The following is a 21,370-nucleotide window of genomic DNA, read 5'->3' as shown; positions in this document are numbered from 1 at the left end:
CGTTCACCTGTGTCTCATGACTACGAGAGTGATATCGTCATGGATCTTCTGCGTTCCGATATGCGCCATAAGATCCTTGATGATCCCCAATTTAACGTCTTCAGCGCTTCGCCCGTATAGCAGACGCGCGCTCTCGCAAAGCCTCTCTATGCCAAAAAGCTCCCCGTCCCGGTTCTCCGCCTCCGTGACCCCGTCGGTGTGGAGAATGATCATGTCACCGTGGCTGAACGAGATTTCCCGTGTCCCCACGAACGCCGAGATATCTGGTTCCAAGCCAATGGGCAAACCGAGATCAAGGGTGTCGATCCGCTCCACCTCGCCAAAATTGCGAACCACGATCAGTTCTTCGTGCTGGCCCGAAAGCGTCAGGCGGTCTCCCTCGTAATCAAGGAATGCCAGGGAAAGGTGCTTGTTGGTGTTGGTTCTGACGAGGTTCTTGTAGATGGCGCGGTTGACGGAATTGAGGAATTGCGACGGGTCCATGTCGCCCGCTTCCTGCAGAGCGCGTGCAACCGATTGAACCATCAGCATCAACACGCCGCTCTCCAGGCCATGCCCGGTGACATCGCCGATGCCGATTTTCAGCCGGCGTCCGTCTCTCAACACATCATAATAGTCGCCGCCGACTTCGTCGGCGGGCCGCATGTAGGCGGCAATCTCCATATCCGTGATTTCCTCGAGTTCGCCAGTCTTGGGCAGAACCATCATCTGGATACGGCGGGCGACCGCCAGTTCTGCGCCGAGGCGCAGATTCTCGCTGCGCAACTGCGTGTTCAATTCCGAGATCTGCAGGTTCGCCTCTTCTATCTCCTGCGTGCGATCCTCTACCAGCTGTTCCAGATTCTCGGTATGAAAACTGATCTGCTCCGCCATGCGATTGAATGCGGCGCCGGCCTCGCCAACCTCATCGCGGGTCGGGATATCGACCCTGACGGAATAATCCATGGCCTGGATGCGCTTGGCTGCGCCGGCAAGGGCACTGATGCCGCCGGTTATACGCTTGGATATGGCGAACACAGCCCCAATCACGAAAAGCAGAGATACGAGGAGCGCCAGGATCTGATAGATCAGGATCCTGTTCGTAGCCTCTGAAATTTTCGCCTGCGCGGCAAACAGAGCGGCATAGATCTCGCGCTCGGGGACGACGATGCCAAGCGACATGGTTTCGCGCCGAACGGGACCGGATCCCCACAGGTTTGTCGGCTGCAACTGCTTCAAGACAACGAGATAGGGTACCTTCTCGCCGTTTTCGTCAAGCATTACATGTTGCAGCAACCCGTTCTGATCCAGTGGCAATTGCGCGATTTGCGGCTGTGCGCTCCTGCGCAAAGAGCGGTCGAGACCTGTGACGCCTTCGCTGTTGGCAGCGCTCGATGCCCGAAGGCCGATCACCTTCTCTCCGACCGGGTTGATGGCGACAACATTGCCATCTGACATCGTCAGGAAGCCGAAGCCGTTATCGGCCACTTTGACGTTCTCGACGATTTCGGCCAACTGATCGAGCGTGATATCCGCTCCGGCGGCACCTGCCACGTTCTTGCGATCACGAGACAACAGCGGCTGAAAGAAACTGACGATGAGCTTGCCGGTAATCGCGTCTGTGTATGGCGCAGTTTGGGTAATGTCGTCGTTTACCGGGCGCCGGCCCGGATCTTGAACCCACTCTTGCCACGACTCGTAGAGACCCGGGAAGAAGAATGTCCAGAAGTCTGCCTCGTTATGACCCGGATAGAGCTTGTCGAAAGTCTGAGCTTGATCCGTATAGGGCGCCGTCCTGAAGATTGGCCGCTCCCTCGGGCCGATATAATACATCTGCAGCTTTGACTGACCGTTTGCCAGCAAGCTGGGAGCAACGAGGTCCAGGACCGCGCTGTTTTCGATCTCCGCCTGGACTTCAGGAAGCGGACTGTGATTTGAATCGAGAAGATATCCCCAGACGCTGACAACGGATAAGGGTCCAGGTCGGTTCTGGGCCCATCTCCCCTTCGCATCATAGGTGACAGTAACCGCTTCGGGGGCGCTGCGGGCCATCGCCTCGCCAATCTGGGTCTCTCTCACCGGCCGGTCGATTTGCGCCTGCAGGACGCCGGCCAAAGTGCCGACATCGGAATGGACCTGATCCAGAAGCAGATTGACGCGGGCGGCCGTCGTTTCCGCGTAGGAGCGGATGTAGTCCTGATTGGCCCGCTCCAAACCCTGTCCCACCTCTGCCGTGGCATCACGGGAGAGCCTCTGGACGTTCCAGAGCGCAAGGCCGCCACTGACGAGCAGATCGAACAGCACGGCGCCTCCAACGACAAGGACGAACTTGGCGCGGAATGAGCGCAGACCAAGACGCGGCGTGTGGTGCAGAGGTGCGTTCATAGAGGTTTACGTCCAGATCCCACCCAGATCGGCCAGCCGGCATAGCCTTTGGGATGGAGGGCAGCGAAGATATGGTCCTGGAAGCCTTGGCGGAAGCGCTGGATGAATTCGGGAGAATCGCCACGCTTGACGGCCATTTCGCCGGCGTAGACATTTTCCCAGGCAGCGATAACGTCGGCGAAGTCCTGCGGGTCCCCGTCCAGATTGGTGACCATGAACGACTCTACGACAATGTCGTCGAAGCCGGCGTCGGCGAGATACCGGCGGCTTTTGGGCCCCAATTCCACGTCCATCTCGAAATGGCTGAACAGCTTCGCGACCTCTTTATATGTCCATTGAATGGCCTGTGACCGGGGTTCGCCGAGGCAATGCGAGTTTTTCTCGTTGGTTATGTACACCCGCCCTCCAGGCTTGCAAATCCTGTAAAGTTCCGCCAGAAGCACGTCTGGCCGGTTGAATATCTGTAGCGAATGGCGGCAGCTTACGAAGTCGAACTGGTTGTCCTCGATCAACATTTCGGATGCGTCGCCATAGGTATATTCGATATCGGTGATGCCGAAACCGGCTGCCACCTCGCGCGCATACGCAAGACTTGCCTTTGAATGGTCAAGCGCGACAATCCGCGCCGGCTGAAACTCCTTTTGTACAAGCACGGCGAAATCACCGATGCCGCAGCAGATGTCCGCCATTGCGATTCCCGGGCGCATGCCGTGACGAGGAAGGATTGCACGCTCGTGGCGCCATGTCATCTTGGTTTGCGTGCGCAGTATCGGAATGAAGCTCGTATTCTCCACGAAGTTCTGCCCAGGGTAGAATGTGGAATCGTAGACCTCGACAGTTATCTGCGGCTCGATCTTGTGCAAATGCGCGAACATCCGGGTGGTCCAGCCGACGACGCTCGAGGTGAGGATCACGAAGCGAAGATCCGGCCTCGCCTGGCAGGCGTCGAGAACCACCCGCACAAAAGCGTGAAAAGCCGTGTTGTTCATCTGAACAAGGCGCTTCACATTGATGTAGAGAACACCTCGAACCTCGTCGATCGCCTCCTTGAGTATCGATATGCTCACTGCGACCTCGTCGATCGAACGCGGACGGACGACACCGGTCAGAGAAAACTCTTGGCTGTTGGCGTCAAACTCTGCCTTGAAGGGGGCGGAAACGCGTGCCGAGCTCAACTCACAATTCCTTCAAGAGGCAAGTCCACAACGAGGGTTATCGACGAGGCACCACTGTCTTCCAAGTGAATCCGGGCATCGAAGTTGATCGCGAGATCCAGTAGAGCGGCATCCCGGCTTGGTACCAGGTCGGTCAGAATGGAATCGAGATAGCGCGCGAGCGCGTCCTCCCGGCGTGTGCTCGACACAGCTTCGCTAAAAAAATGCCTGTGGCGGGGAGGGCATGGGAACGTGACTTTCACCCGTTCCGTTGGACCGTGCCGATAGATGGCACAGCCGATCTGGCCGTCGGGCGAGCCGCCGCGAAACAAGACCTCCAATAGCTCGTTGAGGGCCGATGAGAAGAAGTTCGAGTGGCGAACGGGATCCGTCCGGTTGTGACTGATCATCCGGGCCACGAAGGTCGACAACTGGTCGCAGTGCAGCCAATCCGAAAGGAACGTTCTCATCTCCATCTCAAGCTGAAGCAAGGGCTCGAAGGCTGCCTCCGCGGGTTCTTTTCTGGCTACGTCCATGCCATCACCTTCTCCACGAGCAGAATTCTGTCACGGCGTAAGACTCTCCGTACGATTTGGGACCCGCTCGAACTCGCGGTCAGGATCTGAACGCTGCGATGGGCCTGTTTTAAGTGTCGTACCTCGCGCCACCGAGGGGTACGATAGGGCGCGAAAAGCACTGCTACAAGAAAACCAGCGACGCCTGGCGGAGGAACGCGTCTATCGCTCCTGCGGGCATCGGAATTCCCAAGAAATATCCCTGCAACTGATCGCATCCCTCCTTCTGGAGCCACGTCATCTGACCTCGTGTCTCCACCCCTTCGGCGGTGACGCGCATTCCCAAGCCATGGGCGAGAGCGATTATAAATCGGACGATCGTCTGGCTTTTCTCATCGTTCTCGAGATCCTTGATGAAATACTTGTCGATCTTGATCGTATCGAAGGGGAAGTTCTTGAGATAGCTCAAAGAGGAATAATAAGTTCCAAAATCGTCGAGCGAAATCTGAACGCCGAGGACATTCAACGTATTGAGCGTATCTAGATTGTTTATCGTTCGCTCCAGCAGCACGGATTCGGTGATTTCAAGCTCGAGCCGATCGGCGCGCAGACCGACCGCATCGAGTGTCTGGGCGATCCGATCCGTCAACCCTTCACGCAAAAATTCCGCCGGAGAAAGATTGACGGCTACGGTGCAATGGGCGGGCCAAGTCGTCGCCGTTCGACACGCCTGCTCCAACACCCATTGCCCGATTTCGCTCATCAGGCCGTCGGATTCGGCCATGGGAATGAAGACGCTCGGCGGGATCAGGCCCACGATTGGATGGCGCCATCGCAGGAGCGTTTCAAAGCCGACAATCGAAAATGGTGGTCTCACAAGAGGCTGATATTCAACGAAGAACTGCCCCTCTTGAAGGGCGGTCCGCAAGCTGCGGCGCAACATTTCGCGCTGCTCCAGGACGATGAGCATCGAGCGGCTGAACGTCCTTGCGCGACCGCGGCCATCTTTCTTCGCTGCGTAGAGCGCAATGTCGGCAGCCTTCATCAACTGCTCGATCTCGTTGCCGTCGCCGGGGGCAACGGCTACCCCAACGCTCGCTCCGACGAAGACATTGATACCCTCGACCGTGAACGGTTCCTTGAAAGCATTGACAAGCGCATCAGCCAGGCGCTCTGCCTCGCGGGGCTGGTCGACTTTCCACTGGATGACTGCAAATTCGTCGCCTGCCAGGCGATAGGCAAACGCGTCCTCCCCAAGCACGCTCCTTATTCGTTCCGCCGCCATTTTCAGAACGGCATCCCCAGCGCCGTGGCCCAGCGTGTCATTGATCGGCTTGAAATCATCAAGATCTATTTGCATGAGGGCCAGCTTCGCCCCGATTGGTACCGGCAGGGCTCCCCGCAAGTGGTCGCTGAATTGACGCCGGTTTGGCAATCCTGTCAGAACATCATGGGTTGCCTGGTGAAGAAGAAGCGCGCGGTCGTTGTCGCTTTGATGGGAAGTCTCACGATGGGTGGCGCTGCTTTCCGTTTCGATGACCCCGATGCCGCGAGTCGTGCGAAAGATGAGGAGGATGCGACGTTCTTTCGTTGTTGCATCGGCAATTTCAACGCTCCGTGGCACGCCGCTTGCAATCACGAATTCTACAGCGGATTTGGGTTTTGGGGCCAGTAGCTCGGGATAGACGTGCCACAAGGTTGCATCGACCAGAAAATCGACAACGTATGTCTTGCTGTGCCTTGGCGAGCAGTCGATGAGGTGAAAGCTTTCATCGTAAAGCGAGACAAGCTCGTCCGATTGCGTGAAGGAATAACGTTCGATCGACGATGAAGCAGACAACGTCGTATCAGCGTCCTGCATTGCCTCTCCCTTCTGTTGCGTGCCATCGAGTGGTGCTTGCACTAATCTATCTGCGATTGCATCGCATTCAGGCGCCTTACTGTCGTTCCAACCTGCCAGTTCATTCAAAACTATCGCGGTTAGTGTTCTCGTCAATGCCGCCCAACCACCGAGAGATCCGTAGATCCCGCTGTCGTCAGAGAGGCGGTCCTCGGGTGATGCCGACTCGGGCCCGCGTTTCCCGCGCATGGTTTTAACATCTGCTACCAAAACACGCAATTTTGAGCATTGGTCAACATAGGATACCGATAGGCGGGCGGTGGGCGCTGAGATACTTGCGAATGAAAATAGGCGTCTCCCCTCAGCCGGAACTCAGGGGCATATGGCGCCGGGGGCACATACTCTTCGTGCCCCTTTGAAGGGCTTGCCCGCGGAATCTATGTGAGGCAATCCCGTTGCCGGCCGGGCAGTTTCTTCCGACGTGGAAGCGGCGTGGTATGCGGCCCATACGGCGAGCCCACTCAAAATTGTGCACATCGCAATGTAGACGTAGAGAATGCGCACGGCGCTGCCTTCGGCTTATCTGCCTCATGCAGTACTATGGGCAGATGTATGTCAGAATGCCAGCCCCACAATCACGCGACATCTGCGGCGCTCTCCGGGCGAGTATGGATTGACGTCTTCGGACAACCCGATTTGCTACACCCTCAAAAGCACGCATCTAACTTTTTCGGTTAGCATCTCCCTTCCCGTGCTTTTTTAATGTGGCTCAACCCCCGGTTCCGGTGTGTCATCGACCCTCGTCCAGGTGATCGACCATTCATCCCTGCCGCCTTCGTTGTGGACATAGCGACCGCGTCCGCCGCGTTGATCGCGCCACGCTGCCTTGATGACCCATTCCGGCGGGGCAATTCCCGGCAGCTTCAGTATTTGCAAAACGTCGTGCAGCTCCGGGAGGGTGGTGACCCTCCGAACGGCCCGCCGGCCGTGCGTTTTTATCGTCCAGGCGTAATGCGCCCTGGCGACGTCGCGGTCGATTTTCATCGTATCCTCCTTTTTGTTCTAGAACATAAGGAGAAGCTAATTTGTTCCGTCGTGCGTGCGCGCGTCAATGCGGGCTCCGCGGTTCACCCGGTTTGTTCGATTTGCGGGTTGGAGCTAGCCGCGGATCAACAGCTTTGCCATCGCGATGAGAACAGACGCGAATAACGGCAAACTGTCAGAACTCATAAGGATTGTCTCTGACGTGCGTGTAACCTATTGATTCTATTGAGTTGGCTATAAGTCCCTGAACTTGTTATGTCTTTCCTAACTTCATAGGTCTGTCTCTATGTGGAGTCTCGGATATTGACGGCATAAAAAAAGGCCCGCGAATGCGGGCCTCATCGATCGTTATTTAGAGACAAACCTAAGCGTTCGGCGGTAGGAGGCACGCCCTCGCGAGGTCTTCCTTTCTGTAGTAGCGGGCGATCTTCCCCGTTGTCTCGAAAATCGGCCTCAACCCGTTCTCGTCGAGTTCGTCCCTCATCCAGGCAATGTTGCGCCGCCACCCACTCGCGACCCGGTGCAGGGACCGGTGGTCCTCAAGGAAGGCATCTACAGTGTCCCGGTGAACGAATGACTGCGGCCTGCGAGTTCTCGGATTAGTCCTCACCTCGACAGGCAAAACACGATGCTTGACCAGTGCGGCGACGGTCGCGTCGGTGGTCGCCAGCGCATTCTTGACCTCGGTCATGTTGAGGTAGACGCCCCCGTTGCCGTAATCGTCTTCACCGTGATTGCCCTCCGCCGATACAGGAAGTTCTCGGAGATCGACGAGCAGGCTCCGCGCCGTCATCGAGTCGTCGGCGCGGGCCACACGGGTCAGTTTCCCTTCAAGGATCATTTCGAGAAGGTCGGCCTGGGTAAGGCTCTTCCGTTGGCAGGCGGTGGTGAGCGAGACAAGACCATGGCCTTCCCCCACCAGAGAGGTCCGCTCAAATAGGCGACTACGAAATCCGTCGAGAGCGGCCTTCGACACACGATAGAAAGGGCGCTCACCCTTGGCACCTCGTTCAGACGGAACAAGCAACCCCCGCTCGATGAAGTCGCGAACACGGTTTTCATGGGTTCCCAGCAGGGCTGAAACCTCTACCGTGGTCAAATTGTCAGCCGTGTCCCCGAGGATTTCGTCTGCGTCCGCGACCGAGAAGTAGACGCGCCTGTCCGAGAGCTTAGAGTGGGCGATGACGCCCTCCTCCTCGAGAAGCTTCCTGACCCGTTTCCGATCCAAAGCATAATCGACGGCGGCCGACCGCACCGAATGGAGGTGTCGACGCTGGACGGGGAGGACAAAGCGATCTCCCGGCCCCACCGGCACATGGCGCTCTACGAGGTCCTGGAACAGCCCGACGATTTCGGCGTAAGCCGGTACGGCGGCGTTGCGCCGAAGGTGGCGGACCATCGAGCCGAAGAACTCCGTGATGGTGTTGGCGGCAGGCCGATGCAGATCGATCGCCTCCGTCACCACCCTCTCGACCATTTCCCGTCCTTCCCTCGCGACCAGAAAGCCGGCGGCCCGGCCGCCGATTGTCGAGGCCGCCTTTCCGCCGACGATGAAGGAAGGAAGACGGTTGTGAACGAGCCATCCGAGAAACTGGAAGAGCATAAGCAGCACGTGGACCTCCTGGCGGTCGATGAATGACTGGGTACGGTTTCCCGCGATGCGGCCTTCGATGTACGCATCGACTTCCAACTCTGTCTCATCCGCTGGACCGCCAGGCTGACATTCCAAATGCCAGCCTTCGGCCACGAACAGGGCGACATCGTTCGCAGGGGCGTTGTCCCCTCCTTCAACGAGAAGCTCGCGGTGGTGGGTGCAGACCGTGACGGCACGGGTCATCCACGAAGCACGCTCGAATGGCCGTGATTGCGGTCGGCCGCTGCCCTTGTCCATGTCTTCGACCAGACAACGAGGGCAGAAACGGAACCGCCCCGCCACCCTCATCTCCTTGCGAAAAACGGCGTCGCCGAGCCGCCATTCCCCGGCTTCCTCGCTGGTAGGCACCGCGAAACGCCGGAGCTGGTCTACCGAGACCCCTGACCATGAGGACAGCATCCTGATTGCGTCTTTGTCGCCCCGAGCAACGGCCTGAACCGTGCTGTGGCCGATGAGGCCAGCCACGGACGAACAGCCCATGGCACGCGCCAACCGTGACGCGAGGCTGAGCGGCGTCTCGGAGTCGGGGTGGAACGTGACGTTTACAGGAAGCTTCATGCTGCCCTCCTGCTCTTCACCGGGGGTGCGATATCGTCGAGCGCGTGGGCAGGAACGATCTCACGCCAGTTAGCGGCGACGAAGACATTGTCGCGGCGCGTGCATCCCGTCATCTCTTCGTAGACCTTCGTGAAGTCGGCGAGCTTCACTTGAGTTCGCCCACTGTCGGCCGCCCTGAAGCACGCCTCCTGAACGAGCTCGACCACCTGCCCGAATGCCCCACTCGCTGCACGGCAGAGCTTCTCGCGAAAGACGTCGGTCTGCGTGTCGTCCGCGCGGGACATGCCACAATCCTCGAGAACGACCCCGGCGATGATCTTCTCAATCCACTCGGCATCGTCAGGGAATTCCATCGGCTCGTAGCGCATCACGTACGACCGCCGCGCGAGCTGACGATCGCCCTGAAGGAAGGTCGCGAGCGCCGGGACGCCAGAATAGATCGTGTGGATCGGCCATCCGTCGATCTGCACCAGCGCCTTGAGAACGTCCTGGACCGCCTGGATTGCTTTGGGTGTGTTGTTGCGAAGGACGTCCTGCATCTCGTCGATCCAGATCGCCTTCACCCCACGTTCCCTCAGCTGTTCTTTGAGGAATACCCAAAGCTCCGGGTCCGTCTTTCGACCTTTAACCGGAACACGCATTGCGGTCAGGAGTTCAACGGCAAGCGCCCGCATATTGCTTGGCTTCGGCGGTTTGATGCAGATCAGCGGCATGACATCGTCGCCGTATTCGTCTTTGGACGGCTGCCATTCCTCGATCAGCGGCAGGATGCGCGTGACCGACCTGGTTTTCCCGCTTCCGGTCTCACCGATTACGAACAGCGACCTGCGCTGCGACCCGCGGCCTTTTTTAAGGGCTTTGGCGTTTTTGCGCAGCTTCTCGATGAATCCCATGAGGACCTTGTCGCGGCCAGATTGGAAGTACCGCTCGGCACTACGCTCCCGGATTGCATCTGGATTGATCTTCTTGGTAGCCATGATCAGTCATCCTCCTGTTCGTCGAACTTCGAGCGTGAGCGCACTTTTTCGACCGCTTCGGCGCGGGCCTGTTCCGCCAGTTCCTGGTCGCTACGGTGATTTTCAAGCAGCAGAGCGCCCGTGGGCTCAGCATTGGGGGCCGCCTCCATCACCTCGTCGGCCTCGCAGTTTGCTTCCCAACCGCGAACAACTTCGCGATTAAGCCGCTCCATGTCCTCGGCCGTGGGAATGCGAGCGCCAAGGTTGGCGCGGACGGTGGCGGCCTCTCCGGTGCGGCGCATGCGGCGGATACCTGCATACATGACCTTGAGGTCCTCTTTCGTCTTCTCTGCGATCTCGTCGCGCTCTTCCTTGAGGACGGCCAGCCATTCGTGGAATGACACGGTTTGATCGAGGCCGAGGGCGTTTTCGACGGCGAAGTATTCCGTTTCGTCCTTCGCCTTCACCAGGACGTGGCGCGCGTACATGGGGTCGTACATCACGTCGATCGGCTTCTGGCCGATGCGGCGGCGGAGGGCATTGAGCCGCTCGTCACGGAAGGTCACGCCGAGGACGACAATGCCGTCCTTCTGGATCGTCACGGTCGTGCGATAACCAAACGCGGCAATCATACGAAGCTGGTTCGGCGGATACTTGATTTCGATAGAGCCGGTAGCCTCTACCCACTCGTTGTGCGGGGTGTTGCCACCGAGGCCACTGTGGCGCGTACGGTGATAGATATCGCAGATCGCGAAGATGATGATCCTGGCGAACTCATCCATGAACACGCTGGCATGGGCCTCCGCGTTGTAGTCGCCCTTTTCTTCGATCGAGGCAAAGGTACGGCCGTCGAGGAAGTGCGTAATCGCGGGCCCAATGGTGCCGAACAGCCGCTCGATGAACGGCCGGCGCGCGGGATCGCCCGCAGGCTGGCGAACGACCGTCACGCCGATGGACTGAGCGCCCGTGATGAAGTGGTCGGAAAGCATTGGCCCGCCGTTGTCCATCGACGCGAGGTCGGGCTTCACGCGGGCCGACCAAGCGGTTTCGGCTCCAACCATTCGCGACAGATCGGTCTTGTCGGTCATCGCCATGCGCAGCACGCCAGCGATTGCCTCGGCCGACGGGGTCGGCGTGATTTTCACGCCGAGGACGTATCTGGTGGCGACGTCGATGGCTACGGTCACGCAGACCCTAAGCGTCTTGGGCAAGGCTTCGACGAACACGTCCGGCAGATGCGCCCACGCCCCGGTCTTCACCAACAGGGTGATGAGGTCGCCCTTCCATTCATCGATTTCGACCAGAGCGCCGGGGCGCTCGACATCGAAGCTCGCCTTGACGTCGCGGAAATGCTTTAGGGCTGCCTCTTCTCCTTCCCGGCTGGCCATGACTTCGAAGGCATCGAACCGGCTGATCGCGCTCTTCGTCTTGGTAAGCGAGAATTCTAGGAGCTCGGAAAGGCCGGCAGCACGACGCTTGTCATTCTCGCCGTCCCGCTCAGCGAGATAGGCAAGGTGAACCTGTGCGGGCGTGGGCTGGAGGCGGCTCAGGTACTCGCGAGCCATCTTCTGATGGAAAAGTTCGCTCGCGCGGCAGGGGATTACGGTGCGGCTCCCTGGGCCGTGATGCAGCGGCACAAACACGACGGGATTGCGCCCTGCCGCGATATACTTGTCGTAGTCGCGTTTGAACGTCTTCCAGCTCGGACCGTTGGAAATTTCGGCGACAGCCTGACCCGTGCGGCGACGACGGCCGTTCTTTTGCTTGGCATCGGGACCGAAGAGTTCCTTTTCCCACCATTCGTCAAGGAAGGGCTGGAGCTTGACTGAGAACGGCAGTTTCTTTTTCGCGTCCCTGCATGCGGTTTCGTACCGGCCGATCAGCTTTTCGCGCAGGCGAGCCGCGAACTGAACCTCAGGATCGAAGGCGTTGAGCGTCTTGTCGCCGTGGATGGCCAGCGTGCGCTGGATAGGCGCGCTGTGGAGATAGTAATAGACGTCGGCATCTCCGGCGTGGAGACGATTCCATACGTCCTGACGGGTTCGCATCATCGTACGAGTAAGGTCCTCCTCGTGCGCGAAGGTATAGGTCAGGCTGTCCGAGAAGACCGGGATGTAGTTCCTCGTGCCTTCCTGATAGCGGTCGGTACGCCCCATCGAAACGAGGGAATGGGTGTGGGTGCGGGTCGGAAGGGGATGACTGTAGGACACGTACGCTCTCCTTTTCGTGTCGTGACGGACTGGGTAGGCTCAGACGGCATGGGATTGGCCATGCCGGTTATGAGCCAGGTCAGTTCGTCGATCCGACCGATGCCTTCGGGAAGGAGTTCGCCGAGGTCGATGAGGTGCCAGATGGCGGCCCGACGGGCGGCCACGTTCTGGCATCCGGAGAGGAGGGTCATGAATCTGAAGCGTCCAGTCATGCGACGGACGATTTTGCGAAGTTCATCTGCCGCTGCGGGATCGCACGTCTCGCGCGAGGCGAGGATTTCGGAGCAGTTGTGGAAGGAGGCGACCGTGCCGTCCTTCTCGGTCATCAGGCGTGTCTCGTCGGCCAGACGGCGTCCGCCCTTGTGCGAGATGCCAGCGTTCTCGATGCGGGTCAGCATGTCGAGCATCGAGGCGCGCTTGCGGTTCATCTTGACGGCGATCGCCAGCCGCCGGCCGTCCTCGAACACGACATAGTAGTCGAAAGTGTGGGTGCGCGTGCGACCGTCGGCATCGATGTAAGTTACGCGAGGGTATTGCGAATGGATTTCCCGAACGCTCTTCCATGTCTGGAGAAGATAGGAGACGCGAAGCTCGAGAAGGCTTTCATGCCAGAGGATGATGCCGCGGAAGATCGAGTGACCACGTGAAGTTTTGGCCTGCTTGAGTGCTGGGCGGCGGGTCGCGAGGCCAGGATGCGGTGCGGTGTAGCGAAAGGTGTCAGAATTTTCACAGATCGTTGGAAATACTGCTGGACCTGCTTTCGTGACTTCGGGACCCTTCTCTGTTGAGAGACGGGCCGAAAGAGACGCCGAGGCGGCAAGCTCCCGCTTCAAGTAGAGCTTCCGCGCGATACGGTTTTTGAAGTTCATACAAAAGCCTTTGAACGTTACACAGCTGGCTTCTTCTGGAGGCGAACCCGTGGCTCCCCCGAACCCCGGCGAGAGATATCGCCGTGGTTCGGGGCCATCGTTTCGTTCACAGGTCATCCCTGTCGGTGATCACGCAATACGATGGCGGGAAAGGTGGAAACTCATCTTCCAGTTCGCTGAAGGTCATCGACTGAGGAACGAACATGTCGGCACGGCAGACGGTGAGAAACTGGTCTCCGCCGTTCATGAGATTGTCTGGTTTCATGTCATAGTTCTCCTGTTGCCCGTTCGCGTGTCGCGACGGGGGAGTGGAATTTCGGCTTTCGCCGTCTATGTCGGTGAAGCTTCGATCGCTGCCGTGAAGGGGAGCAGGGTCAGGACGAAGCGAAAATTGGCGAGTGTCCCCGCCCACCTATTCGCTCCATTCCCCGAACCTCCGGCCTGCTTCCGGTTACTCCGGAAACTGGCAGCGATGCCACAGGAAAGCACTGTCCCGCCAGCGCCGTTAACGCTTTGGAAGCCAACGAGCCGAGCGACCGGTTTTCCTGTTGAATTTCCGGTCTATCCGGAATACATCTGCGCCATGGCTTTTTTCCTTCTAGTTGGAGCCATGCGGCTGACACCTGCTGTAACAGGTCCAGCCACTTCGAAATGGGTCGCCTTGCAGGGCGACCCATTTTCATTTCCGGCATTCGGTTGCGGCCTTGAAATGTCCACAGCCCGTTGCCGTTGAGAGCCATATAGAGTTCATTTTTCTGCATGTTCAAGTACCCCTCAGGGCTGCGTAATTCGCGCCCCGTCACCTGATTGCAACCTTACCGCGTCCGTCCGTTTTCGGCCTGTTTTGCCGTCCACTCCACAGAGCGGGCGACCTCAAAGGAAATTCAAGAATTCGCAGAGTGATTTGAATTCATTTGGAAATTCAAGAACTCGCAAATAATTCCTTTGCACTCAAGCCGACATTATTCGGGCAAACAACCACCAAGGATTCGCGGTTACAAAAGCGCCGCCAAGCGTTCGGTCACACGCAGAAGATCGGCTCGCCCGAAGCAGGTCGGTTTGATGGCAACGGGGATAGGGCAAACTAGTCTGCGTCTGCCTCGCGTGGATTTCCGAACGCATATGGCCCGTCTTCGTGAGGCACGAATTTGAAGATTTCGGTGACTTGAATGAGACGCACCGCATCGATGAAAACATTGCCGCTCGTGACATCGTGAATCCTTTCCCTTGACCCTGCTGTCTTCTTGTATTTTCTGCCGCCACAAGGAATTGTGCCGAAATCTGCTGCACCTAAAATTCAAGGACTCGATGCCATCGTCGTGCCGCCAATTCCTTGCAACACGCCCGAGCGTTGAGCTTGGACGGAAGTCGAGCAAACGTTGCCGCGTACAACTTATGCCGGTATCCCTGAAATTGAGGTGGCGTTAACTTTATTTTACGCCACCTCAATTTTTTATCTGCGCGGGTCCCCTAGCGTCGAATCTCGACCGAACGTGGCCTGAAATGGCGGCTCTGCCCCTCTCTCGAGCGAAGGACAGAGCCTGAGCCGCTAGCCGTCACGTCTCGACGGATGCGGTGTTTCGGATGCGTCGAACAGGATCGCCCGAACCTCGTCGCCATTGGCTTTTCCCCTCTGGACGAGGAGGTTCGCAAGGCGATCGAGTTCCGCGCGCCTGTCTCTGAGGATGCCGACAGCACGATCGAACTGCGCCTTGAGGCGAGCCTCGACAAGACGCCGAAGCTCGGGGTCACGATCACGAAGGTACTCGAGAGGGTTGCTGCCCTTGCCGAGTTCCACCGAAAGCGTAGCCCCGAGGCCGTAGTGGCGCTCGGTGCGTGTCGCAAGGTCACTGGCGACAGCCAGGTCGGAAGAGGGTGCGCCGCCGGCACCGTCGGCGTGATAGCCGAACACCACGGTCTCCGCCGCAATGCCGCCAAGCAACATCGTGATCCTGTCGTCGTAGTACGACGCCGTTCTGATGATGCCAGTGGCGGGTTTGAACGTGGCACGCCCGGCGACCTGCTGCATGCCTTGCGTTGGCACCTCCCTTTCGATGTGGACGCTGGTCAGCACGTCGCATGACAGCAGAACGCCAATGATTGCATGTCCAGCTTCGTGGACAGCGGTATGGCGCAACTCCTCCGCGGTCATGACATACCGTTCCGGTAGCGCCTCCAGAAGCAGGCTTTCGGTAACAGGGACCTTCCGCCGTCTCGCGATGCGCCGAGTGTCGCGGGCGAGTTTTTCGATGTCGGCACCGGACCATCCTCGCGTTGCCGCAACAAACCGCCGAAGGTCGCCCTCGATCTGATGATCACGCAGGTGATGGTGCAGGATTGCGATCCTGGCATCGCGGTTGGGGAGCGGGATTTCGACCAGCGTTTCGAGCCGTCCCGATCTCAGAAGCGCGCGGTCGATCACGTCGGGATTGTTGGTCGCTCCGATCACCACCACGCCCTCGCGCCCCTCGGACGGGTCAAGGCACTCCAGGAGGCCGTTGATCACCTGACGGCGATAGTCGCGATGGTCGTCATCGCCTGCGGACTCGCGGTCTCCAAAGCTGTCGAATTCATCGATGAAGAGCAGGCTGGGCGCTTTCTTCCTGGCTTCCTCGAAGGCCGCTCTCATGGCCTTCAGGTAATCACCAAGGTGGCCTTTTGCCTGCCACTTCGCGGCCGAGGCGGCGACCAGATCAACGCCACAGGTCGCGGCCAAAGCCTTTGCATACGACGTTTTGCCACAACCTGGTGGACCGAAGAGCAGCGCTCCGCGATCGACATCGTCCCAGGTGATTTCGCCCGCTCGCCAGGCTCTAAGGTCCTCTGCCAACTGGAGGCCCCAGTCCTTGGCCTTTCCGTAGCCGTGCATGTTCTCGAGACCTAACGAGAGTGTCTTGTCCGGGGTCGGCTCCGGTTCGACGGTTCGCGCCGCCACCCGCTTCATCTGACGCACCGAACTCATGAGCGGTCGCGTTTGTCTGACCGCCACCAGGATCGCGTCGAATGATTTGGTAGACAGGAATTCAGCGTGCTCCCGGGTCATGCCCGGCACCTTGGCCTCTCGGGCCGCAGCGATGAAATGTTCGGGCGTTGGCCTGACCACGTCCATGACCAGATCGGCACCCGCCAGGAAGTCCCCAGGCAGGTATTCGCGCCTCTCCGTGACGACAACAACCTGACGAGCGTGCTTGATGCGGTCATAGACCGACCGCGGGTCGATGGTGGACTCGGCAACGGTGAATACCACGGCGGTATCGTTGCAATACTCATCGACAGGCATGGGGTCCTGGATGAGGCTCGATACGGCACGCCGATAATAGTCGGCCGAGTCCTCGGGAACGATGAGCACGGCGACGAAGGCGAGGTTTTCGCGGCGAAGGAAAGGCCGAAGGGCGTTGCGGACACTGCATCGCGCGACGGCGATGACGAGATGTGGCGGCGATTTCGGCCGACTGGCTGATCTGTAGGACATCGGGAGGTTCTCTCATGGTTCACGATCGGACACGCGGGATCAGATCACCGCGATATCCTTCGCACCGCCGTCTCGGGACCGAGCGGCACATCGTCGAGATCGACCTCGACGTAACCATGGAGAATGAGGGATGCGATCCCGGGGACCGGTCTGGTCTCCTGGAAAGCCTTGAGACATTCCGCCAGCGGCAATGAACCGTGTTCGTCGAGCGCGGTCAACAACCTGAGCCGATCACTGAGCGGCGTGACGGTCCCGGCATAGCGCAGCAGGTCCTTGGCGTTCCGTAACCTGAAACCATCGTAGATTTCGCCCCGCTCAAGCAACCTGTATCGGGCGTTCAGGCGCTCTGCCTCGGCCGCAAGGAGGGTGGTGTCCACGGACATGGCTCGGTCGGGCGCGTCGAGATACAGGATGGCACCGTCTTCGTCGAAGACCTGGAAGTCGGGAACATGTGCGATCCCGGCAACGCCGAACGGCATCGGCATACAGCGCCAGGATGCCACCGACGGGTTGACGTCCAGCAGGCAGCCGACATCGCGCGCCGATTGGGAGCGGAACAGGCGGACACCGTCACACTTTACTGTGCCGGCTGGATGAAAGGCTCTGATTGACGCGGAGTTTCTGGCGGCGCGCAGCGTGGCGGCCTGCTTGGCAATTCCCATGGCATCCTCTGACAAAACGGTTGGTCGTCGCCGCGGTCATCGCGGCAGCGAGGGTCAACCTATTCGTATGAGGTGGCGAGGGCCGTTTTGCATAACGTGAACATTTAGCGAACAAAATTTCAGAGTCAACCGGCCCCTGTGAATTTTCTTCAAGCAACCTATCCGGGATATTTCGTTTTTGTCTGCCAGTCTGCCGCCATCCCCAACCTGGTCGGCATCAACATGTCAGCGAATCCGTAACAGTCGCTGGTTTTCCGGAACCAGTGTGTCCGCCTGCCTAATCTGTCTTTTCGTCAAGCTTCGCTGGCCCACCCAACTCCGAGCCAGGAACCGCAACGCAACCTCTTCTGGCCCGTTGAAGACGATCTCGCCTTTCAGGTTGTCGAGGTCGAATTCAAGAAACAGGAGATGTTGGGCACGGGTGTCGACCATTCTGAAGGCCGGGCCTCGATTGGTTCCCGTAGCCTTGACCTGCACGGTTCGTCCATCTGGAGCATGCCCATCGATCCCTGTTCCGTTCCGCGGGGAAAGTTGCAGGCCGAACAGCTCAGCCGCCACAGCCTCGCCGATGTCACCGATAAGGTTTCCATCTAACGTGAAATCCAGCGCGGCGGAGTGATAGTGGTCTCTGAGGCGGTTGCGGGCCAGCACGAGTTCTGTAATGACTGGAGGGAGGTCGAATATTCTCATTAAGCCTTATCCTCGTCGACCGCTGTCCAACTCAGCCTGTTTCATGCGCCGATACGCCGCCACGAGCTCTGGCGGTGGGTTTTGTCGCAGTCGGGTTGCCTCGTCGAGAAGACGTTGCAGGTCGGCGGGGGCCTTCATCAAGTCGCGTTCAAGTTCCGCGCGCTGTTTCGCGATATCGTTCTTGACCTCGCGGATCGCTTGGGGATCGGTCGGAATAATGGCATTGAATACGAACTTCTGCTCAATTGACTTCGACCACTGCCTAAGCTTTACCTGCATGGCGGGACCGAACCCCGGGATATTCGTGATACGCCTGGACTTGACATCCCATGCCGTCTCTACCCCGTAGGACGCGAGCGTCGCCTTGCGCCCTGGGCCGATACTGGCGACTCTTGCCCTGTCGAGCAAATGCGATTCCAAATGCTTGCGCATCTGTAGATCACGTTTCTTACGTTCGAGTTCAGCCAGCTTCTCTTTCTCTCGCTGAGGAAGTCCGGCGTGAGCTAACGCCAACCTTAGGTAATGGGCTTTCTTTTCGTCGAATTGTTCGGGTCCGGCACGCCTTTCCCACATCTGTCGCTGATTGTTCCACTCGGTCGTACTTGCCTTGAATTCCGCCTCGAACGGACCCGCATCGTTCTTTGCGGAAAAGAAATACATGAGAGAAGCCCCGGCGATGATGATGCCGACCATCCCTTGGACTGCGGCGGCCACATAAAGACCGACACCGCACGCGACGAGCGCGCCCGCCATACTCATAGCTCGGCCGCTTTTTTTCGATCTGGCGGCGTCGGATACCTTGAGGTCCCGCATCGACGGCATGATGTTTTCGGCGCTGGACGGTCGGGGAGGCGAATGCAAACGGTTGATCTGGGCGATGATCTCACCGATGTTGGCCATTGAGTTCGGTGTGACGAACTGGGCGGCAAACAAGGATCGGCCCATCCCGTGTTCCAATTTGCACCAGGGACAGCTGGCATTGCTCCTATGATAGTGATGGGAGCGGTCGATTCCGCATGTCACCAAGTTCGACTGCAGGCGGTCGATCACCCCGACCCAATCCACTGGCGAAGGTCTCCCGTTACCCGCTTCGGCTTTACGAGAGAACGCGAGTTCAAACGCATCTCGGACCTCGTCGCCGAAGTCATCAAGGGCGGGAACATGCGGCGGCGGTTCCATCTTCGTTTCCGAACGCCGGGCGCTATATGCGAAGCGTCTCTGCGAGATGGCGGTTTTGATGTCCATGTCCCCGCCACCGAGGTACCGTCCTGCATACGGGTGTCTGCCGAGGAACAGGAGCTGGAAGAGCAAAATGGCTAACCCGAATGCGTCGTGATTAGTCGTGCGGTCCGTCTTCTCAAACGATGCGCCCTGCAGCTCCGCAGGCGTATACTCGGCCACTCCCATCAAAGAACGGAATGTGCGACCACCGTTTCTGAACTGGAAGGAGTCACTGTCGATGAGGGTGACCAAAGCCTGCGCCGAAACTAGAATACCCGAGTGATTGATATCGCCGATCACACACCCTGACCTATGGATGCTGGCAATCGCACTGGAGAGATTGTACGCGGCGCGGACGAGGAAGCGAACATCCGCAGCAGGGAACTCTGCGCGGCGACTCCCTGGTCCATAGAGATCATGAACCGTTTTGAAACCGGCGGCTTTCCTCATCGTGAAGCCAGCGAATTTTCCATTCTGCCTGGTCACGACCTCGAGCGGATATGCGACATAGGCGCTTGTGCTGGACAGCCCTGCCGCAACCATTGCCACGATCTTCTCATGACGTTCAGGTGCTTTCCCGTCGTTGTAGATTTTGACGGCGATGTCCGAGCTACCTGAGATATTGTAAACTGCACCTTCTGCGCCTTTTCCAAGCAAAGGGCCGAGGGGCATCTTCTTTCCGCTGGCGAAGAATGTTTCGCTCACAGGCGAGCTCCGATGATCAGCGTCTTGTCGTCATCGGTGCGCTCGCAGACCGCCGCACTGGACAGGTAGCGCTGAAGAGCCTTCGATAGCCCGATATCGCGACCTGTGTTGGACAAGGCAAGGATAGGTTTTATCATCCTGTCGAAGAAGGGCGCATGCGGCGTCCGGTTGGCGAAATCGAGGACCATCCTTTCAATTCCGTCAGAGAAGACCGCCAATGCCGACACAGGACCATCCATCACCACGAAATCGAGTCTGGGTTGAGGGTCATCCGTAGTGAAGCTTGTTGTCGAGGCGTATTCGCCTTGGTACGGCCAAGACGGCACGGACCAAATTTCGGTGTTGATCGCCTTGACCGCGACCGCTCCGTCGCCGACATGAATAATTGTTGTGCCTGTGTCATCGGCAATGACGGCTACGATGGTGGCGGCGAAGTCCCTCGGTCTGAGCCTGACGCGCTCCGCCTCGACGTTGATCTTGTCCCTTATGGCGTCGAGCCACTCCCACGCCGTTTCCTCGTGAAGTTCCGAGCGTGGCGAGCTACGAAGGAAGTCTCGCGCCAACCGCAACAGGGTCGTCGAGACGATCTTCGATCCGACGTCAGCGTGGAGCGCGCTGCCAGCTCCGTCCGAAACCACGCCAATGAACGCGGGCCCGACAGGGGAGTCGACCTCGTTCGCGCATCCATAATCTTGGCAGGGCAACCCTGTCTTCTCGTGCGAGGTGCCTTTCGATCTAGCGCCCGCCCAACGCCATGCACCTGTCATGCAATCGATGCCCACCCGTCAGGTGTTGCCGGATTGGACAAGGGTACGGCGTCTCCGGGGTTCGACTGTGAGACCGAGCTCAACGAACTGGACAGCCAACTGAACAGGTCCCGGAAGCGCATGTCTTTGAGAACGAGCGGCTCGCGAACGCTGATCTGGGACAGGACGTCAAAGTTTGCGCCCTCGACGCCGACAGCGAAAAAGCTGAAAGCCTTCTCGGCTTCTCCGGCCTTCACCGCTTGCGCGGCGGCTTGCCAGCTGTCAGTCGGGCCGCCGTCCGTGATCAAGAAAACCCAGGGGCGATAGTACGAGATGCCGTTCTGCCGATAAGAGTTCTTGCGCTCGCGGAGCATGTTCAGACCTTCTTCGATCGCGCGGCCCATCGGCGTGTCTGCCTGATCTCGCAGTTCGGGAGCGATCCAGCTCTGCACGCCCGTAAAATCGTTCACGATGGTGACGGGACCGAAGGTAACGAGGCCGACTTCCACGCGTTTTGCCGCAAGTGAATCGGCGAAAAGTTCATCGCGGAACTGGACAAGGCCTTGGTTCAGTTCCCTGATGGGCTTGCCCCGCATCGACCCGGACGTGTCCAACAGCAGAAGGCAGGGGCAGCGAGGTTCAGGATTGTCGATGAATTCCGCGCCGTCGAAAGGCTGTTGCTCAAATGGATTGCTCATGAATCACTCCCA

15 protein-coding genes are annotated in these 21,370 nt (G+C 58.7%); all 15 read right to left on the bottom strand.

Annotated elements, in window-relative coordinates:
• Positions 1-3: 3 nt before the first annotated feature.
• The gene (locus tag ACSQ2W_RS04745; protein ID WP_436085226.1) at positions 4-2,364 is read right to left on the bottom strand and encodes a SpoIIE family protein phosphatase; all 2,361 of its coding nucleotides are present in this window, start codon (positions 2,362-2,364) and stop codon (positions 4-6) included.
• On the bottom strand, positions 2,361-3,539 hold the full coding sequence (locus ACSQ2W_RS04740) for a methyltransferase domain-containing protein (protein ID WP_436085225.1): 1,179 nt from the start codon (positions 3,537-3,539) through the stop codon (positions 2,361-2,363). Before ACSQ2W_RS04740 ends, ACSQ2W_RS04745 begins: the two co-directional genes overlap by 4 nt.
• The gene (locus ACSQ2W_RS04735; RefSeq protein ID WP_436085224.1) at positions 3,536-4,054 is read right to left on the bottom strand and encodes a ubiquinone biosynthesis methyltransferase UbiE; all 519 of its coding nucleotides are present in this window, start codon (positions 4,052-4,054) and stop codon (positions 3,536-3,538) included. The genes ACSQ2W_RS04740 and ACSQ2W_RS04735 overlap by 4 nt, the downstream gene beginning before the upstream one ends.
• Before the next feature lie 163 nt (positions 4,055-4,217).
• The gene (locus ACSQ2W_RS04730; RefSeq protein ID WP_436085223.1) at positions 4,218-5,894 is read right to left on the bottom strand and encodes a putative bifunctional diguanylate cyclase/phosphodiesterase; all 1,677 of its coding nucleotides are present in this window, start codon (positions 5,892-5,894) and stop codon (positions 4,218-4,220) included.
• A gap of 738 nt (positions 5,895-6,632) precedes the next feature.
• A complete protein-coding gene (locus ACSQ2W_RS04725) occupies positions 6,633-6,917 on the bottom strand; it encodes a hypothetical protein (protein WP_436085222.1) in 285 nt (94 codons plus the stop codon).
• Positions 6,918-7,281: 364 nt separating this feature from the next.
• On the bottom strand, positions 7,282-9,129 hold the full coding sequence (locus tag ACSQ2W_RS04720; protein WP_436085221.1) for a TniQ family protein: 1,848 nt from the start codon (positions 9,127-9,129) through the stop codon (positions 7,282-7,284).
• The gene (locus ACSQ2W_RS04715) at positions 9,126-10,106 is read right to left on the bottom strand and encodes an ATP-binding protein (protein WP_436085220.1); all 981 of its coding nucleotides are present in this window, start codon (positions 10,104-10,106) and stop codon (positions 9,126-9,128) included. Before ACSQ2W_RS04715 ends, ACSQ2W_RS04720 begins: the two co-directional genes overlap by 4 nt.
• 2 nt (positions 10,107-10,108) lie before the next feature.
• Positions 10,109-12,295, bottom strand: a complete 2,187-nt coding sequence (locus ACSQ2W_RS04710; RefSeq protein ID WP_436085219.1) for a hypothetical protein — start codon at positions 12,293-12,295, stop codon at positions 10,109-10,111.
• A 975-nt stretch (positions 12,296-13,270) separates the two neighbouring features.
• The gene (locus tag ACSQ2W_RS04705; RefSeq protein WP_436085218.1) at positions 13,271-13,429 is read right to left on the bottom strand and encodes a hypothetical protein; all 159 of its coding nucleotides are present in this window, start codon (positions 13,427-13,429) and stop codon (positions 13,271-13,273) included.
• Between the two features lie 1,284 nt (positions 13,430-14,713).
• Positions 14,714-16,636, bottom strand: coding sequence for an AAA family ATPase (locus ACSQ2W_RS04700; RefSeq protein ID WP_436085217.1), 1,923 nt, complete (start codon positions 16,634-16,636; stop codon positions 14,714-14,716).
• Between the two features lie 44 nt (positions 16,637-16,680).
• Positions 16,681-17,298 carry a hypothetical protein gene (locus ACSQ2W_RS04695; RefSeq protein ID WP_436085216.1) on the bottom strand — a complete coding sequence of 206 codons (618 nt, stop codon included), beginning with the start codon at positions 17,296-17,298 and terminating at the stop codon, positions 16,681-16,683.
• A gap of 225 nt (positions 17,299-17,523) precedes the next feature.
• A complete protein-coding gene (locus ACSQ2W_RS04690) occupies positions 17,524-17,988 on the bottom strand; it encodes a DUF6998 domain-containing protein (RefSeq protein ID WP_436085215.1) in 465 nt (154 codons plus the stop codon).
• A gap of 6 nt (positions 17,989-17,994) precedes the next feature.
• On the bottom strand, positions 17,995-19,914 hold the full coding sequence (locus tag ACSQ2W_RS04685) for a protein kinase domain-containing protein (protein WP_436085214.1): 1,920 nt from the start codon (positions 19,912-19,914) through the stop codon (positions 17,995-17,997).
• Positions 19,911-20,696, bottom strand: coding sequence for a PP2C family serine/threonine-protein phosphatase (locus ACSQ2W_RS04680; protein ID WP_436085213.1), 786 nt, complete (start codon positions 20,694-20,696; stop codon positions 19,911-19,913). The genes ACSQ2W_RS04685 and ACSQ2W_RS04680 overlap by 4 nt, the downstream gene beginning before the upstream one ends.
• The gene (locus tag ACSQ2W_RS04675; protein WP_436085212.1) at positions 20,678-21,358 is read right to left on the bottom strand and encodes a vWA domain-containing protein; all 681 of its coding nucleotides are present in this window, start codon (positions 21,356-21,358) and stop codon (positions 20,678-20,680) included. The genes ACSQ2W_RS04680 and ACSQ2W_RS04675 overlap by 19 nt, the downstream gene beginning before the upstream one ends.
• Positions 21,359-21,370 lie beyond the last annotated feature (12 nt).

Origin of the sequence: Pararhizobium sp. LjRoot255 (genome assembly GCF_964252905.1) — a bacterium.
Lineage (GTDB): Bacteria > Pseudomonadota > Alphaproteobacteria > Rhizobiales > Rhizobiaceae > Pararhizobium.
This window is presented reverse-complemented; position numbering and strand designations above follow the sequence as displayed.